Below are 16735 nucleotides of genomic sequence, written 5' to 3'. Positions count from 1 at the left end.
AGCCATGAACATTCCCGCCGCTCCCCATGAAATCGTTGCCGATCTGGGCCGTCAAATCGCGGCGGGACACCTTATTCCGTTTCTCGGCCCCGAAGTGCTGACGCTGACCCCCGAACCGTGGCCGGTGCCGACGGGGGCGCGGGAATTGTCGCAGCGCCTGTGCAAGCGCGTCGCCGTTCCGGGGCGCATCCGCAACAACATGTGGCACACCGCCCAATATATCGAGACCTTTCGTCATCGGATGACGCTGGACAAGCTGATGCTTGAAATCTTCAAGCCGGTGCCCGAACCCAGCCTGCTGCACCGCTGGTTGGCCGGACGCACCCAATTGCCGCTGATCATCGACACCTGGTACGACGGCACCATGGCCCAGGCCCTGGCCGAAGCCCGTTCCGATTGGGCGCTGTTCCAAGGCACCTCGAAAGCCCGCCGCACCGGCGACGCGCCGTGGTTCCGCTCCTATGCCGCCGATGGCAGCGAAGTGGCCTCAGCCGAGGCGGCCAAGGCCACGACCATTTTGTACAAGCCGCACGGAGCGGCGCTGCCGGCCGGCGACGTCTTGGCTTCCGACGCCGATTACGTCGAGGTCCTGACCGACATCGATATTCAGACCCCGATCCCCGACACCATCAAGGAGCGGCGGACCGAGATGGGAGTCATTTTTCTGGGATGCCGTTTCTACGACCAGATCCTGCGCACCTTCGCCCGCTGCCTGACCAAGCATTCCAAGGGGCCGCGCTATGCGGTGGTGCCTTGGGACGATCTGACCCCGAACGAAAAGAAATTCATGGAGATCGAAAAGATAACCCCGATTTCCATGCCCTTGGCCCAAGCGGCCGAGATTCTGGCGGCGACAGCCCCGGTTTTGTGACTCTTCCGACGAAATCCCCAAGGAGCACCCAAAGATGGCCAACGTAACCTTCAGCGGTCCGACCCTGAGCAAGAACATCACCGTTTACGCCGTCGCCGGCGATAACGGCACCCTGCTGGCCGTGGCCAAGGCCAACAACATCGTCATTCCGTTCCAGTGCCAGGACGGCGAATGCGGCTCCTGCCTGATCAAGGTGACCCATCTGGGCGACAACGCCCCCAAGGCCATCCACCTGACCGACAAGGAAAAGCTGACCCTGTCGGTGAACGGCAAGCTGTCCAAGGAATTGCTGGCCAAGACCGAGGTGGAGGATATGCCCCCGCCGTTCCGTCTGGCCTGTCAGTACATCGTTCGCGATGAAGACATTCTGGTTGAGTTCTCCGGCGAAGCCGGAGTCGAGATCGATCTGCGGCGTTGATGGCGGAAGCACGCAGATCGATATCGGGGGGCGTCCTTAGGGGCGCCCCCTTTTTCTTGTCGCCCGATGATGAGCGATTGACGACAACACAACCTTTGGCGCTATAATTTTGACACTCTTCCTCTTTTCGGCAACCTTGCCTTGGCCCACATCCCGCCGCGTCCCCCCGCCGCTCCGGTCGCAAAATTTTGATGAGGGCGGAACTGGAACGCTGCCATGGCGACAGGGCTGACGGTCTGATTCTTGCTGGGTCACACGGAACCACCACCGGCAAGGAAATGAGAACACCCATGGCCCACGTGATTTTCTACGAAAAGCCCGGCTGCGGCGGCAATTCCCGCCAGAAGAAGACATTGTCGGATTCGGGACATGTGTTGGAGGTGCGCGATCTATTGTCGCATCCATGGTCGGGAGCCGAATTGCTGGCTTTCCTTGCCCCCCTGCCACCGGCCGAATGGTTCAACCGCTCCGCCCCGAAGGTGAAGTCGGGGGAAGTCGTCCCCGAGAGCTTAAGCGCCACCAAGGCGCTGGAATTGCTGTTGGAAGACCATCTCTTGATCCGCCGGCCGCTGATGCAGGCGGGGGATCGGCGCATGGTCGGCTGGGACGAAACCAAGGTGGCGGCATGGATCGGCCTGAACGCCGCCGGCGGCGTCGGCGAAGGCTGCCCCAAACACGATCACGCGCCGAAATGCGAACCGCCAGCCTGACCGATCAAAGAAGTCTTCCCGGTGAACCGGCTCGTTAAACCAGAACACAGGGAAGTCGATCCGTGTCCAATCAGCGACATCATCCGCCGCCGCCCATTGCATGGCCCCGCACGGTACAGGCCAAGCCGGCAATCGCGGCAAGCAACGCCAGGGTCCACCACGCCCCACCGCCAACCCGCTTCGGCGCCGCCGGGGTTCAGACCAAGATACCCACCGCGGCCGCCCGTCCAGCGTCTCCTCCCGTTCCCCGGCCCCATCCGGGTGGCGGATCAGTGCAACGGGCGGCGACTCTCGGTTCCATGGCCGCTTCAAGTTCATCTGCAAATTTGCCGACACGCGCGGAAATCGCCGCCATCGTCACCGCCATCATCGCCAAGATCAGGGAAACCGACCAAGAAGCGATGATCTGCGATCAGGTGGCGGCCAAGCTGCAAGAATGGTTGATTCAAAAGGGCATCCCGCACAAGCCGTGGCTTTATTCGACCTATGACCCAACATCGCCCAGTGCCATGCAGGTGGGCGAGATCTGGTTCAATGGCGTCCAAATCGGCCATGACAGCCACCTGTTCACCGAAGTCCAGACCACCGATGGCTGGCTGGCCTTCGACAACGTCTCGACCCAAGGCATTGCCTTGGCCGTGATGAACGCCGGACTAAGCTTTTATTGGGCGCACGGGCCGGATCGTCCCGAGATCAGCATTTCCATGAGCGCGGTCCATCAATTGATCGTGCCCGCCGCGACGGTTCGGAGCAATAGCCTGCGGACAACCGTCCACGACGCCCTCAAGCCAGCCAAGAAACCGGCGGCCAAGAAACCGGCGGCCAAGGGCGGTGATTCAAAATTCTCGGCCTGGCTTAAAAACAAACAGAAAGGCCCGAACGAATAAGGATAAGGGGGCTTATCCCGATCGACGCCGCCCCCCCCCTATGCCGCCCCGATCGCCAGCAATTTCGGCACTTGAGCGCGAATTTCCTCGGACACATTCTTGTCCAGCTTGCTCAACCACGCATTGGGGATGGCCGACAGACCATAACAGGCGCCGGCCAACATCCCGACCATGGCGCCGGTGGTATCGGCATCGCCGCCCTGGTTGACGGTCTGAATCAGACATTCCTGAAACGAATCGGTGACGAAATAAAAATGCAGCACCGTCTGCATGGTATCGACGATATAGGCGGTGGATTGGCCCTTGAACACTTCGAAGCGGAAACTCCGGTGCTTGTCGACCAGGGCGGTGGCGATGGCGCGGGCGCCGCGCATGCCTTCGCCGTTCAACAAGGCATGAACCATCCGCACCATGGCCAGTGAGGCGCTGTCCGACAGCGGGTGATGGTGGGTAATATGACATTGCGCCAAGGTCCACGGCTCGACCTTGTCAGGATGCCCGTGGGTGGCCAAGGCCAGCGGCAGCACGCGCATGGCGGCGCCATTGCCGGCATCGCCATCGCAATAAGGACCATCAACGCTGCCATGGATCATATAGCGACGGATGCCGCGGCGGCAGGTGTTGCCGATATCCACCGGACCCGTTTTCAGCCAGGCGGCGAATTCATCACACACATCGACAGCATCGAAACGTCCCATGCGGGCCAACGAACGCCCCATGGCCAGCGACATTTCGGTGTCGTCGGTGATCTGCCCCGGAGCCAAATGCAACCAGCCGCCGCCGATCATCTTGCGATGAACGCCGTACTGGCTTTGAATTTCGCCCTTGGTCAGGAACTCTACCGTCGCTCCCAACGCATCGCCGACAGCCAGTCCGAGATAGGCCCCCAGGGCACGGTCAAGCAGAGGGATGTTTTCTTCCATGGAAATGCTCTTTCCTAAAAATAGCTGGCATCGGTCAGATATTCGCCGCCGATGACCAGGTACTCCCCCTCGCCCTTCAGGGGATGAATGGGCAACAACGTATTAAAGAAGATGATCTTCACCACCGGGACATGAGCGGTGATGATGACGTCGCCAAAACAGCCGGCGACGTCGCGATCTTCGGAAAAAGACGCCAGATTGTTGATGCGCATGACCACCCGGCGACGATCGATCCGATCGACGATCTGATGCTCGTCGAAAGAATTGGTGCCCCGGTACAAGGTCAGATGGGTTTTTCCCGGCGCGGCAAAGCGCCCTAACGCCCATTGGCAGAATTCGTACAGCATATCCAATTGGGTGTGGATGGAATTGTTGTGAAACCGCGACGACATCTTTTCTTCCACATAGGCGGTCCACACCGGCCCGGAAATACGGTCGATGACATCCTTGTGAAAGGTTGGGAACAAACCAAACCGGCTTTGCACCCAGCCTTTCAGCACCGCACCTTCGGGGCCGTTGCTGTCATAGCCCCAGCCCTTCAGCAACCGCAGGAACGACGCGCGAAAGCGTCGCCCCTTGAGCGCCTGCTCGTATTCCTGTTGCTCGGGCTCCATCCCGAACATGGCGTTCATATAGGCATGGAAGGCCAAGCCGGCATCACCAAGGTCCGGTGCCTGGGACAACATCTCGAACAAGTTCTTGTTCATCTCGCGTGCACCGGAAATGTGCAATTCCTGCGGATAATCGTTGAACTCGCGGCATCCCAGAAGGTCGGTGGGCAGGCCCACCAGATTGGTGGACTGGCCGAAACTGTACTTTGGCCTTGGTGTCACGCCCCGATACTCCCATTCCGTCACCAATACCCATGCAATTTTTGTGCCTTGCAATATAAGGCGTTTGTCAGCGCCCACCAAGCTTGATGGCGGCTGAATGTGAGGCTTGCGACAGCGTGTAGGCTTCCCGACAGCCCTCACCACGCCCCCAAAAACCACATTAATGCATTGATATTATTGATTGTTTAGGCATTCCAAAAAGTTGGCACGCCCATTGCCTCTATGGGATCAGAGGCGGCGGCCGATGCCCCCGCCAGTCCATTGAAGGCTAGACCAGCGAAAGGAACATCAATATGCCTCGTCAGATCGCTTTCTACGGTAAGGGCGGTATCGGCAAGTCGACCACCTCCCAGAATACCCTCGCCGCCCTGGTCGAGATGGATCAAAAGATCCTGATCGTCGGCTGCGACCCCAAGGCCGATTCGACCCGTCTGATCCTCAACACCAAGCTGCAGGACACCGTGCTGCATCTGGCCGCCAAGGCCGGTTCGGTCGAGGACCTGGAACTCGAAGACGTCATGAAGATCGGCTACAAGGGCATCAAGTGCACCGAAGCCGGTGGCCCCGAGCCGGGCGTCGGCTGCGCCGGCCGTGGCGTCATCACCGCCATCAACTTCCTGGAAGAAAACGGCGCCTATGACGACGTCGATTACGTCTCCTACGACGTCTTGGGCGACGTGGTGTGCGGCGGCTTCGCCATGCCCATCCGCGAAAACAAGGCCCAGGAAATCTACATCGTCATGTCCGGCGAAATGATGGCGCTGTTCGCCGCCAACAACATCGCCAAGGGCATCTTGAAGTATGCCGGTTCCGGCGGCGTCCGCCTCGGCGGCCTGATCTGCAACGAACGTCAGACCGACCGCGAGATCGATCTGTCGGAAAGCCTGGCCTCGAAGCTGAACACCCAGCTGATCCACTTCGTGCCGCGCGACAATGGTGTGCAGCACGCCGAGCTGCGTCGCCAGACCGTCATCCAGTACGCCCCCGACTCCAAGCAGGCGACCGAATACCGCCAGCTCGCCACCAAGATCCATGCCAATGCCGGCAAGGGCACCATCCCGACCCCGATCACCATGGAAGAGCTGGAAGACATGCTGCTGGAATTCGGCATCATGAAGTCCGACGAAGCTGCCCTGGCCGAGCTCGAGGCCAAGGAAAAGAGCCTGTGCGGCTGATTACTGGCGACTGACCAGCTTTTATCGTTACCCCCGCCGCTCGTATGGCGGCGGCGGGGGATGCGAAAACCCGGATAAGGAGATGGGGCATGAGCCTCGACAACGCACCCGACGCTGCTTTCAATGAGGCCCTTATCAAGGAAGTCCTCGAGCAGTACCCCGAGAAGGCCGCCAAGAAGCGTGGCCGTCACCTTAACGTCAAGAAGACTGACGACGCTGGTTCGTCCAGCTGTGGCGTCAAGTCCAACATCAAGTCCGTTCCCGGTGTCATGACCATTCGTGGTTGCGCCTATGCCGGTTCCAAGGGTGTGGTGTGGGGTCCGGTCAAGGACATGGTCCACATCTCCCATGGTCCGGTCGGCTGCGGTCACTATTCCTGGTCCCAGCGCCGCAACTATTTCAATGGCACGGTCGGCATCGACAGCTTCGTGACCATGCAGGTCACCTCGGACTTCCAGGAACGCGACATCGTTTTCGGTGGCGACAAGAACCTGGAAAAGATGATCGACGAGTTGAACGTCTTGTTCCCGCTGAACAAGGGCATCTCGATCCAGTCCGAATGCCCGATCGGCCTGATCGGTGACGACATCGAAGCCGTCGCCAAGAAGAAGCACAAGGAAACCGGCAAGACCATCGTTCCGGTCCGTTGCGAAGGCTTCCGCGGTGTGTCCCAGTCGCTGGGTCACCACATCGCCAACGACGCCATCCGCGATTGGGTGTTCGAAAAGTCCAAGCCCGAATGGGAAACCGGCCCCTATGACGTCAATCTGATCGCCGATTACAACATCGGTGGCGACGCCTGGCCGTCCCGCAAGCTGCTGGAAGAAATGGGTCTGCGCGTGGTCGGCATGTGGTCCGGCGACGCCACCTTGGCCGAAATGGAACGCGCCCCCAAGGCCAAGCTGAACCTGATCCACTGCTATCGGTCGATGAACTACATCTGCCGTCACATGGAAGAGAAGTACAACATTCCGTGGGTGGAATATAACTTCTTCGGCCCCAGCCAGATCGCCAAGAGCTTGCGCAAGATCGCCTCGCAGTTCGACGAGACCATCCAGGCCAATGCCGAAAAGGTCATCGCCAAGTACGAAGGTCTGGTCGCCGATGTGCTGGCCAAGTTCAAGCCCCGCCTGGAAGGCAAGAAGGTCATGCTGTACGTGGGCGGTCTGCGTCCCCGTCACGTCGCCAACGCCTATGACGATCTGGGCATGACCATCGTCGGCACCGGCTATGAATTCGGCCACAACGACGACTATCAGCGCACCACCGATTACGTCAAGGAAGGCACGCTGATCTATGACGATGTCTCGGGCTTCGAGCTTGAGCAGTTCATCGAAAAGATCCGCCCCGATCTGGTCGGTTCCGGCATCAAGGAAAAGTACGCCACCCAAAAGATGGGCGTGCCCTTCCGCCAGATGCACTCGTGGGACTATTCCGGCCCGTATCACGGTTATGACGGCTTCGCCATTTTCGCTCGCGATATGGACCTGGCCATCAACAGCCCGATCTGGTCGAAGTTCAAGGCTCCGTGGAAGGCCGCGTAAGCGCCAACCGTTTGTAAAGCCTTACATTTCTTGATGTCACAACACCTCCTCGCGTGACGCCCACAAAACGGGGGCGCGGGGAGGATGAAGGAGAACTGCCATGCCGCAGAGCGCTGACAAGATCAAAGACCACATTTCCTTGTTCAAGGAACCGGAATACCTGGAACTGTTCGCCACCAAGAAGGCTCAGTTCGAGTGCCGGCCCACCGACGATGTCGTGGCCGCCCAGGTCGAATACACCAAGACCTGGGAATACCGCGAAAAGAACTTCGCCCGTGAAATCGCCACCATCAATCCGGCCAAGGCTTGTCAGCCGCTGGGCGCGGTGTTCGTGGCCGCCGGTTTTGAAGGCACCCTGCCCTACGTGCATGGTTCGCAAGGCTGCGTCGCTTATTTCCGCTCGCATCTGGCTCGCCACTTCAAGGAAGCGGTGCCGATCGTCGCCGATTCGATGACCGAAGACGCCGCCGTGTTCGGCGGTCTCGCCAACATCGTCGAAGGCTTGCAGAACGCCTACACGTTGTACAAGCCGAAGATGATCGTGGTTTCGACCACCTGCATGGCCGAAGTCATCGGCGACGATCTGTCGGCGTTCATCGCCACCGCCAAGGAAAAGGAATCGGTTCCGGCTGATTTCCCGGTTCCCTTCGCCCACACCCCGTCCTTCGTCGGCAGCCACACCACCGGCTACGACAACCAGATGAAGGGCATCCTCTCGTACTTCTGGGATCGTGAATCCCAGTTGACCGGCACCGCCGGCGAGAAGATCAACATCATCCCCGGTTTCGACGGCTATGCGGTCGCCAACAACCGCGAGATCAAGCGTTACCTCGACACCATGGGCGTCGATTACACCTTCATCGGCGACGTTTCCGATGTCTACGACACGCCCTCGGACGGCGAATACCGCATGTATGACGGCGGCACCACGCTCGACGACACCCGCGCCGCCATCAACGCCAAGGCCACCATCGGCTTGCAGGAATATTGCTCGCTCAAGACCCTGGAATATGTGGCGACCAAGGGGCAGCAGACCGCCGCCTTCAACTATCCCATGGGCATCGGCGCCACCGACGCTTTCCTGATGAAGGTTTCGGAACTGACCGGCAAGGCCATTCCCGCTTCCATCGAAAAGGAACGCGGCCGTCTGGTCGACGCCATCACCGACAGCCAGGCTTGGCTGCATGGCAAGAAGTTCGCCGTCTTCGGCGACCCCGATTTCTGCTTGTCCATGGCCGCTTTCCTGATGGAAATGGGCGCCGAGCCGACCCACGTCCTGGCCACCAATGGCGGCAAGGACTGGGAAGCCAAGGCCAAGGCCCTGCTGGCCTCCTCGCCCTTCGGCGCCTCGGGTCAGGTGTGGGCCGGCAAGGATCTGTGGCATCTGCGCTCGCTGCTGTTCACCGAACCGACCGATTTCATCATCGGCTCGTCCTACGGCAAGTATCTGGAAAAGGACACCGGCATTCCGTTGATCCGCATGACCTTCCCGATCTTCGACCGCCACCATCACCATCGCTTCCCCACCTTCGGCTATCAGGGCGCGTTGCGGGTTCTGGTCGAAATCCTTGACCGTGTGTTCGAAGTCGCCGACGAATCGGACATCTCCTTCGATCTGACCCGGTAACCTGCTGTCCCGGTTTGGATCGTACAAGCCCCGGAGCACCCCAGTGCTCCGGGGTTTTTTCATTTCCCGCTTGGCGATAAAGATCGACACGGCCATATACTGACGGAAGGTGATTGCCCGAAAGTCATAGCCATGTCCGATTTGCCCGTCGATGCCGAACGTCTGCGCCACACCATCGCCGCCCTGGACGATCCGGTCGAGCTGATGGAGCAATCCTATGTGGCCCTGACCCAGATTTTGCGCCGCACCGACGAACGCGAGCTGCTTGACCAATTGTCGATCCTGCTGGGCGAGGTGGTCGGCGACCTGCCGTTCGACGCGCCGGAAAAGGAATTGCGCCACCACACCCGGCTGGCCGCCGCCGATTGCGTCGCCATCTTGGACGCGGCGCGGGAAAAGCGCGTGCCGCATTTGGAACACGACCCGGTCCGGCGGGCACAGGCCGCCAACCGGCTGTTGGAAGACGACGTGCCGCCCCCTGCCGCCCAGGAAGACGACGGCCCGCAAGACCTGCAATACAGCCTGCCGCCGCAGCTTGCCCATCTGCTCAAGCATATCGAATACCCGGAACCGGCGCCGCCCAACCCGCGCGGCGGCTTCGCCAGCTTTGACGATCTGTGTCTGGCGGCGTTGCAATACCGGGTCGAGCGGGTGTTGGCGTTTTTCCAAAAGCACAATCCGGCGGTGTCGCGGCCGTTGCCGCTGCCGTTCCTGCTGTCGCCGTCCTTTGCCGAGCGTTACAAGCAGGCCGTCGCCGCGCTGATCTATCCCAAGATCAAGAGCAGCCGGCAATTGCGCCTGTTGGCCAGCAACATCGATATCGGCACCGCCACCACCGAAAGCTTCTGGGAACACATCAACGACAGCATGAAGCGTCTGCTGGAACTGACCTGGAACAGCGCCTGGAATGACCTGTTGCTGGTCAGCGAATTGCGCGACGGCGAGCGCGTGCTCAAGATCAAGCCGGAAACCAAGGAATTGCGCGACATCCTGCAACCGCCCTCGCCCGCCGCCTATGATCTGCCCCATATGGGCAATGACGAGATCGTGCTGATGCGATCCTTGCTTTCCGCTTCCCTGGATTGGTGGCCGCAATTGTCCGAATTCTGGCGCGCCTGCCATACCTTGTACGAACAGGAATGGGACCCCCGCGTGTTTCAGCAACAAGCCCGCGAAGGGGCGTTGCGCGACATGCTGCTCAAAGGCTTCACCGCCTTCCCCGATCCCTGGCACGATTTCTTTGTCTTGATGCTGCACCGGGTCTTTCCCCGCCTGGGCACCCGCTATCTGGAACGCTTCGCCTATAATCTCGGCCAGACCGAGGAATCCCGCCGCGCCCGCATGCCCTATCTGCTGCGCTATATCGAACAAGCCCAAGCCCGCCCGGATATCCGCCAACAAGAACACCGCGACGAAGACCATTGGCAGCAACAGGTCAAGGCCCTGGCCAATTACCTCAAAGGCGTGTCCTCACCAACCGGGGCCTCGGCTGATTAGGGCCGTGAGCGGAAGGTCGGGTTTGGGAGGTGGACGTGGACACCGCGGACCTTCAATTAAGTGCTGTGACACCGCAATCCACATCGTAATCCGACGACCACTATCAGGATCCGGGATTCTGAGGGAGCTGTTCGGGCAGCCAGACTCAAAGCAATGGGATGGTCTCTCCGCCCCATTGATCGGACCGCGCCAAGCGGTGTAACTTCGACCTGCGTCCGCAAAACTGGGCCGGTACTGGAAGCGAGGTTCTCGTGCGTCTTTCAATTACCCAGTCGATGGTTATGGACATCGACAAAATTACCCGAAACCATGCGCAGACTACGGCCTCAAAAGGCGAACTCAAGCAGCTCTCCACTCTGTTTGGAAAATCTTATCTGCGTGAGCTCCAGGGGCTGCTTCAAGGGAGCTTCACCCAGAATCCCGGCGTGCAATTCGAGGTCACCATCCGCCTTGCCTGGATCGACAAGATTCCCCTGGCAGCTATCGCGTCAAAACTGGCAGCTATCGCGTCAAAAACAGAGCGGACCGAACTGGGGGATGCCGTGTTGTTTGCCTTTGACGAATTGGTATTGTCGGACGGTACGCGGGCGGACATTACGAATGCCCGGGCCGTGCTGCTCCAGGCGAAGGTCGCTAAGGAGAAAAGCCAGATCGTGGCCCCCAAGGTGCCCATCAGCGCGATGGCGGGATCGACGAAGAAAGAGTTCGACCTTCTGTCGATGTGGCCGGTTTTCGACCTCTTCAAGGCGTCAAAATCCGCTACACCACTGGCCCAATCTATCGATCTCCGCGGACCAAAGCTCGGAACGTTGCCTTATGGTTGGTACATCGCCGCCCCACGCATTGAATCGGGAGCGAAAAGTCCGGCCGCAACACATTGGACCTCATGGTGGATGGCGGGGCCGCCGATCCTTAATCACACGTGCGACCTGACCTTTGGTGCCTTCCTGCAAGCTTTTTTCTCAGGGGCGAAGGTTCCTAGCTCCGGCAATATCGAAGTTGGGGCAAGCTTCCAGTGTAAGGGCTATCCGCCGTCCCCGACTAACCTTACGGGCTGGGATCGTATCTGCGCCGAAATCATCGCGATCGTGGAGAATAGCGAGGCACCGCAGAGCATATTCGACTCGACACCAACTGGCCGCATGGCGGCAACGGGTCCAATCAGCCGTTCGCTACCGCCCCCGCCGAATTCGCTCGGCTATCTAGTCCACTCGAAACAACATCCTGCGCGCATACCGAGACCAAAGAGATGTATTTGGCAGCTTTTTCGAGGGTGGCTGGATCGTGTCTGTGGCCGCAAGCGTATCCCTGTTCTGATTATTCACACCCGTACGATTGAACTCGTCAGGTTACGGTGACAGTGCAAAAAATTGCAGTGTCCGCCGTCGGAGACTGACGCAGCCTCCCGGAACGCCCGCCATGGCCGCAAAGCGGAATGAGCAAAAGGGGCCGGAAGGGGAATGGCGGGTTTGGTTATGAAGTTGTATTTTAGAGACGTCAGCACGTGTTGCTTCAGGCCTAACGAGATTTAGATGACCATTCTGGACAGATTGCAGCGCTTTGCCGAAGTGGGGACGGTCATCACTTGCTCCAAAATGACCTTATTGGCGGGCGACAACGAGCCCCCTCTGGTCGTGGGTTCCGGCGAGGTCGTCGTCAGTTCGGAAACTTCTTTCTGCTACCGAATCCAGGGTGTTCCGGAGGACATCGGTCATGCGCTACGCACCCTCAATCGCATCCAACAAGACCCCTATGACGGTTGCCTCCGGGAGCGATTAGAGGCAGTGGCGGAAGATGGCACGCGGCTCCTTTGCGGTTGGACAATAGCGAAGGTCGACCCTGGTGGCCACGGAGAGGACTGGATATTTAGTGGGGAATTCGATTCTATAATAGTGACCAATGACGGTCCGACCGCTCTATTTACAGAGGTCATTTATCTGCTTCCAGCCCATCACATGGCCCGCATTGTCCTGCGTCGCTTTTTTCCGAAGCCAGGAGTAGATGGGAAGTCTGTCCATCGGATGTCAATCCTTGATACAGATGTAACCTTCACCCTGGACGACCAGGACAACAAATTACTAATTCACGCTCCAGGCACTACTCAGCTACCGGTAACGTTCACCGAGAATTGGCTGGGTGAGCCGCTGAGAATTCTGTTCGGCCAACTTATCTACCCGCGATTTGTCGCCCGGGGAATCGGAACCTATGTGATGAACTGGGTCCGCCCGTCACCACCCTGGTCGGAACGTGCCGATGCCTGTGCCCTCTGGCAGGGAGAAAAGGCATTTATCGATAAAGAGGGGTTTTGGACCAGCTATGCCCGTCTCCTCGCCTATGTCGCCAGTGTGCGCGATTTCGAGGCGAACGCCATTACAGAGCTTTATGTCGAGGTTATCCAAGCCTCCAGTGGATCCCGCTGGGTATGGGCCCTTACGTATGCCAGCGCCGCTGAGGGCTTAGTTAATCTGATCTTCCCGCGGGGTTCCTGGCGCTCGGATATGGAGACTACCGAGATAGCAAAGCTAGAAACGCAAATCGACAAGTTCAAGGCCTATATTGATCTTTGGACAGGAGACGCCCGGTTCAAGAAGCCAGCCAAAAATGCGGCGTCGCGAATATTGGAGACTTCGGCCGCGATCGGCCTTCGCCAGCTTCGCGATGCGGGGTGGGTGACTGCAGATCAGTACAAAGCGTGGGACACGCTTCGCAACAAGGTCATGCATGGGAACTTGGTGTCGCCCTATTCAAGCGCGAAGGACGACAAACTACTTCTTGATATCTCGGGCCTGCTGCACGCACTAACGCGCCGGATCATTGCGGGTGTTGACCCGGCGACGGGAACAATCTTCGCGCCACCCCCGCCCGTAAGTGGCAATAAGAGCACAGTCAGGCCGGAGAATGGTAAGGCACAAGGCTAAAACAGGAGGCTTCACGCCGGACTAGGGGTTGCGTGGGGCGAACTACCGGGTGATAAGCGTCGATAGAGGGGAGCAGCCTGCGGCCGCTATTGAGATCAGCCCACACGAGCCGTCGATGTCGTAGATGGGCGCGGAGCAGTCACGATGCACCTCAAGGCTCAGGCGATGGCCGACAGGCCCTTCTCGGCGACAATGGACAACAGCTTGCAGGCCGGGCCGGCGGGCCGCTTGTCGCCCCGCTCCCACTGGCTCACCGAATCCTTGGTGACGTTGAGGTACATGGCGAACACGGTCTGGCTGACCTGTTCACGCTCGCGCAGGGCGCGGATTTCGTCGGCCGTGAACTTCCGGACCGGCGTCAGGCAGGATTGGTCAAACCGACGCATCGTGTGCTTGTCAATGAGCCCGGCCTCAAGCAGGCCCTGCGCCGTCTCGTGGATTGCCGCCTTCACGTTGCTCTTGTAAGTCTTAGTTCTGGCCATCGCACTGAACCTCCTGATACTTCCCGCTTTCCACCAGATCCGCCAACTGCTCGTCCGAGGCATTCAGCAGCACGGCGGCCAAGTTCTTGAAATCGCGTTCATCACTTTTATCGATGTTGTCCTGGTCGCTCTTTGCAAAGCCGTAGACAAAAAACGACCGTTCGCCCTTTCGGAACAAAATGATCGACCGGTATCCCCCCGACTTGCCCTCGCTCGGGCGGGCAATGCGCTGCTTTATCAAGCCGTCACCGTAATCCGCATCGATCAGGCCCATCTCGGCGTTCATGATGGCTTCGCACAGTTTGGCATCGGCAATGCGCTCTTTCTTGGCAAACCGGACAAACCACTTGCTTTTGTAGATTATCAACGCTGGCCGCTCCCGTGCCCGTCCCGCAAATCAAATATGTAGAACCTGGTTCTATATTTCAAGGGCGCTTCATCATGGATGGCCGATCCGACGACGGAAATTAACGGCAGTTTTCGGGCGTCACGGCCATACTCTTAAACGCCCCCCATGGGCGGCAAAGCGGCAAGGCGGCCATTTGCCCCGGTAACGTTGATATCGGCCAGGAGAAAGCGCTATAGTGCTCCAAGGTAACACCTGGGAGCACTCCATTGTGGCTGCATCAACGACAAGCCTGAAACTCGACGAGGAGATAAAGGGCAAGGTGCAGCGGCTGGCTGCCGCTCAGCGCCGTTCGCCGCATTGGATCATGCGCGAAGCCATCGCCCAATACGTTGAACGCGAGGAAAAGCGCGAACAGTTTCGCCAATCAGCTATCGCCGCTTGGACCGATTATCAAACGACCGGCTTGCATATCACCGCCACCGAAGCCGATGCTTGGCTTGCCAAGCTCGAAGCCGGCGAGGACGTCGAAATCCCTGAATGCCACGGCTGATCTGGTCGCCTCTGGCGGTGCAAGACGTCGCGCGGTTCCACGCCTTTCTGCGGCCGAAAAGCCGGGAGGCCGCGTTTCGGGCGGTGCGGGCGATCCGCGAGAGCATGAAGATCTTGGCTGTGCAGCCCGAAATCGGCCGCCCCGTTGACGATATGGAGCCGCAATTTCGCGATTGGCTCATCGAATTCGGCGATGGCGGCTACGTTGCGCGTTATCATTACGACGGGCGCGACATTGTGGTTTTGACTGTGCGTCACACTAGGGAAGCGGGATTCTAAGGCTTGGTGCGCATTTCGCGCTTGCAACGCATCGGCCTTGAGTTGAAGACGCTGAAATAACGTCTGCATTCGAGTGCCGTGCTCCCACTCCCGAACGCCGGCCATGGCCGCAAAGCGGCCCAAGCGGAAATCCTGTCCCCCTTGCCCCTGCCCCGACATCCTGTGTCGCATCCCCGACAATGACCGACAGCAGCGGCTAAACAATCCTGCTTTTCCGCCATTTTCCCGCATGGCCCGCGACTTGCATCTCTTGGAATTGTTCCATGAGGAGGGCCGCCACCCATGCTCAACCGTAAGAAAATCCAGGACCTGATGAACGAACCCGGCTGCGCCACCAATCAGGCGAAGTCGGAGAAAGAACGCAAGAAGGGCTGCGGCAAGCAGTTGGTCCCCGGCGCCGCCGCCGGCGGCTGCGCCTTCGACGGCGCCAAGATCGCGTTGCAGCCGATCACCGATGCGGTTCATCTGGTTCACGGCCCCATCGCCTGCGAAGGCAATTCCTGGGACACCCGCAACGTCGGGTCGTCCGGCCCCGAGCTGTATCGTCGCGGCTTCACCACCGATCTGTCCAACCTGGACATCATCAACGGGGGCGAAAAGAAGCTGTATAAGGCGATCAAGCAGGCCATCGCCAAACACAACCCGCCGGCCGTGTTCGTCTATCAGACCTGCGTCACCGCCCTGATCGGCGACGACATCGTCGCCGTGTGCCGGGCGGCGACCGAACGTTTGGGCGTTCCGGTGATCCCGGTGGAAGCGCCGGGCTTCGTCGGCTCGAAGAATTTGGGCAACCGGCTGGCCGGCGAGGCGCTGATCGACTATGTCATCGGCACGCGCGAGCCCGACGACGCCACCCCTTACGACATCAACATCTTAGGCGAATACAACGTCGCCGGCGAAATGGCCATCGTCCGCGCCCTGCTGGACCGCCTGGGCATCCGCCTGCGCACCGCCATCACCGGCGACGCCCGCTACAACGACGTCGCCGCCGCCCATACGGCGCAGGCCAACATGGTGGTGTGCAGCCAGGCCCTGGTGACGCTGGCCCGCAAGATGCAGGAACGCTGGGGCATCCCGTATTTCGAAGGCTCGTTCTACGGCATTTCCGACACCTCGGAAGCCTTGCGCGCCATTGCTTCCATGCTGATCGAACGCGGCGCCGACGCGGCCCTGATGGACCGCACCGAGGCCCTGATCGCCGAGGAAGAGGCCAAGACCTGGGCGCGGATGGAACCCTACCGCGCCCGCCTCGCCGGCAAGCGCGTGTTGCTGTACACCGGCGGCGTCAAAAGCTGGTCGGTGATCCATGCGCTTCAGGAAATGGGCATGGAAGTGGTCGGATCGTCGGTGCGCAAATCCACCGAGGCCGACAAGCAAAAAGCGCTGGAACGCCTGGGCGGCGACGAAGACAAGCTGGTCGACGCCATCGCCCCCCGCGATATGTACGCCATGTTCAAGGAAGGGCGCGCCGACATCATGTTGTCGGGTGGACGCTCGCAATTCGTGGCGTTGAAGGCCAAGACCCCATGGTTGGACATCAACCAGGAACGCCACCACCAATATGCCGGTTATGACGGCATGGTCACCTTGGTCCAGCAAATGGACTTGGCCCTGTCCAACCCCATCTGGGAACAAGTGCGCCGGCCGGCGCCCTGGGAAGTCGAGGAGTAAGC

Annotated in this window: 17 protein-coding genes; 13 read left to right on the top strand and 4 right to left on the bottom strand. The window is 59.6% G+C overall.

Annotation, left to right across the window (positions count from 1 at the left end):
- Positions 1 to 4 precede the first annotated feature (4 nt).
- The 4 genes from KEC16_RS16620 (at position 5) to KEC16_RS16605 (ending at position 2886) form a co-directional block, all read left to right on the top strand.
- Entirely contained in the window at positions 5 to 871 is an 867-nt protein-coding gene (locus KEC16_RS16620) for an SIR2 family protein (protein WP_211550993.1), read from the top strand.
- Between the two features lie 34 nt (positions 872 to 905).
- Complete coding sequence (locus KEC16_RS16615) at positions 906 to 1289, top strand: 2Fe-2S iron-sulfur cluster-binding protein (RefSeq protein WP_211550991.1); 384 nt, start codon at positions 906 to 908, stop codon at positions 1287 to 1289.
- Between the two features lie 290 nt (positions 1290 to 1579).
- The gene (locus tag KEC16_RS16610) at positions 1580 to 1999 is read left to right on the top strand and encodes an ArsC/Spx/MgsR family protein (protein WP_211550989.1); all 420 of its coding nucleotides are present in this window, start codon (positions 1580 to 1582) and stop codon (positions 1997 to 1999) included.
- A gap of 326 nt (positions 2000 to 2325) precedes the next feature.
- On the top strand, positions 2326 to 2886 hold the full coding sequence (locus tag KEC16_RS16605; RefSeq protein ID WP_211550987.1) for a hypothetical protein: 561 nt from the start codon (positions 2326 to 2328) through the stop codon (positions 2884 to 2886).
- A 38-nt stretch (positions 2887 to 2924) separates the two neighbouring features.
- Here the strand turns inward: KEC16_RS16605 and draG are convergent, their stop codons facing one another.
- Both draG and KEC16_RS16595 read right to left on the bottom strand, forming a co-directional pair.
- On the bottom strand, positions 2925 to 3809 hold the full coding sequence (draG, locus tag KEC16_RS16600; RefSeq protein WP_211550985.1) for an ADP-ribosyl-[dinitrogen reductase] hydrolase: 885 nt from the start codon (positions 3807 to 3809) through the stop codon (positions 2925 to 2927).
- A 14-nt stretch (positions 3810 to 3823) separates the two neighbouring features.
- A complete protein-coding gene (locus tag KEC16_RS16595; RefSeq protein WP_211550983.1) occupies positions 3824 to 4642 on the bottom strand; it encodes an NAD(+)--dinitrogen-reductase ADP-D-ribosyltransferase in 819 nt (272 codons plus the stop codon).
- 287 nt (positions 4643 to 4929) lie between these two features.
- Between KEC16_RS16595 and nifH the strand changes: the two genes are divergently transcribed.
- From nifH to KEC16_RS16565, 6 genes are all read left to right on the top strand, one after another.
- Positions 4930 to 5817: a nitrogenase iron protein gene (gene nifH / locus KEC16_RS16590; RefSeq protein WP_211551024.1), complete on the top strand. Its 888-nt coding sequence runs from the start codon at positions 4930 to 4932 to the stop codon at positions 5815 to 5817.
- Between the two features lie 89 nt (positions 5818 to 5906).
- The gene (gene nifD / locus KEC16_RS16585) at positions 5907 to 7361 is read left to right on the top strand and encodes a nitrogenase molybdenum-iron protein alpha chain (RefSeq protein ID WP_211550981.1); all 1455 of its coding nucleotides are present in this window, start codon (positions 5907 to 5909) and stop codon (positions 7359 to 7361) included.
- A 100-nt stretch (positions 7362 to 7461) separates the two neighbouring features.
- On the top strand, positions 7462 to 8988 hold the full coding sequence (gene nifK, locus KEC16_RS16580; protein ID WP_211550979.1) for a nitrogenase molybdenum-iron protein subunit beta: 1527 nt from the start codon (positions 7462 to 7464) through the stop codon (positions 8986 to 8988).
- 132 nt (positions 8989 to 9120) lie between these two features.
- Positions 9121 to 10485 carry a hypothetical protein gene (locus KEC16_RS16575; protein ID WP_211550977.1) on the top strand — a complete coding sequence of 455 codons (1365 nt, stop codon included), beginning with the start codon at positions 9121 to 9123 and terminating at the stop codon, positions 10483 to 10485.
- Between the two features lie 251 nt (positions 10486 to 10736).
- Positions 10737 to 11843: a hypothetical protein gene (locus tag KEC16_RS16570; RefSeq protein ID WP_211550975.1), complete on the top strand. Its 1107-nt coding sequence runs from the start codon at positions 10737 to 10739 to the stop codon at positions 11841 to 11843.
- Between the two features lie 174 nt (positions 11844 to 12017).
- On the top strand, positions 12018 to 13403 hold the full coding sequence (locus KEC16_RS16565) for a hypothetical protein (RefSeq protein WP_211550973.1): 1386 nt from the start codon (positions 12018 to 12020) through the stop codon (positions 13401 to 13403).
- Between the two features lie 158 nt (positions 13404 to 13561).
- On the opposite strand, the gene KEC16_RS16560 is transcribed toward KEC16_RS16565, so the two are convergent.
- Positions 13562 to 13885 (bottom strand): helix-turn-helix domain-containing protein, encoded by a 324-nt coding sequence (locus tag KEC16_RS16560; RefSeq protein ID WP_211550971.1) that lies wholly within the window; start codon positions 13883 to 13885, stop codon positions 13562 to 13564.
- Complete coding sequence (locus KEC16_RS16555) at positions 13872 to 14252, bottom strand: type II toxin-antitoxin system RelE/ParE family toxin (RefSeq protein WP_211550969.1); 381 nt, start codon at positions 14250 to 14252, stop codon at positions 13872 to 13874. Before KEC16_RS16555 ends, KEC16_RS16560 begins: the two co-directional genes overlap by 14 nt.
- 250 nt (positions 14253 to 14502) lie before the next feature.
- On the opposite strand from KEC16_RS16555, the gene KEC16_RS16550 reads away from it, so the two are divergent.
- The 3 genes from KEC16_RS16550 to nifE all read left to right on the top strand — a co-directional run bounded on the left by KEC16_RS16550 (position 14503) and on the right by nifE (position 16733).
- On the top strand, positions 14503 to 14784 hold the full coding sequence (locus KEC16_RS16550) for a CopG family ribbon-helix-helix protein (RefSeq protein WP_211550968.1): 282 nt from the start codon (positions 14503 to 14505) through the stop codon (positions 14782 to 14784).
- Positions 14772 to 15062: a type II toxin-antitoxin system RelE/ParE family toxin gene (locus KEC16_RS16545; protein ID WP_211550966.1), complete on the top strand. Its 291-nt coding sequence runs from the start codon at positions 14772 to 14774 to the stop codon at positions 15060 to 15062. Before KEC16_RS16550 ends, KEC16_RS16545 begins: the two co-directional genes overlap by 13 nt.
- Before the next feature lie 282 nt (positions 15063 to 15344).
- Positions 15345 to 16733 (top strand): nitrogenase iron-molybdenum cofactor biosynthesis protein NifE, encoded by a 1389-nt coding sequence (nifE, locus tag KEC16_RS16540; RefSeq protein WP_211550964.1) that lies wholly within the window; start codon positions 15345 to 15347, stop codon positions 16731 to 16733.
- The last annotated feature ends 2 nt before the right edge of the window (positions 16734 to 16735 follow it).

The organism is Magnetospirillum sulfuroxidans (assembly GCF_018224925.1).
Taxonomy (GTDB): Bacteria; Pseudomonadota; Alphaproteobacteria; order Rhodospirillales; family Magnetospirillaceae; genus Magnetospirillum; species Magnetospirillum sulfuroxidans.
This window is presented reverse-complemented; position numbering and strand designations above follow the sequence as displayed.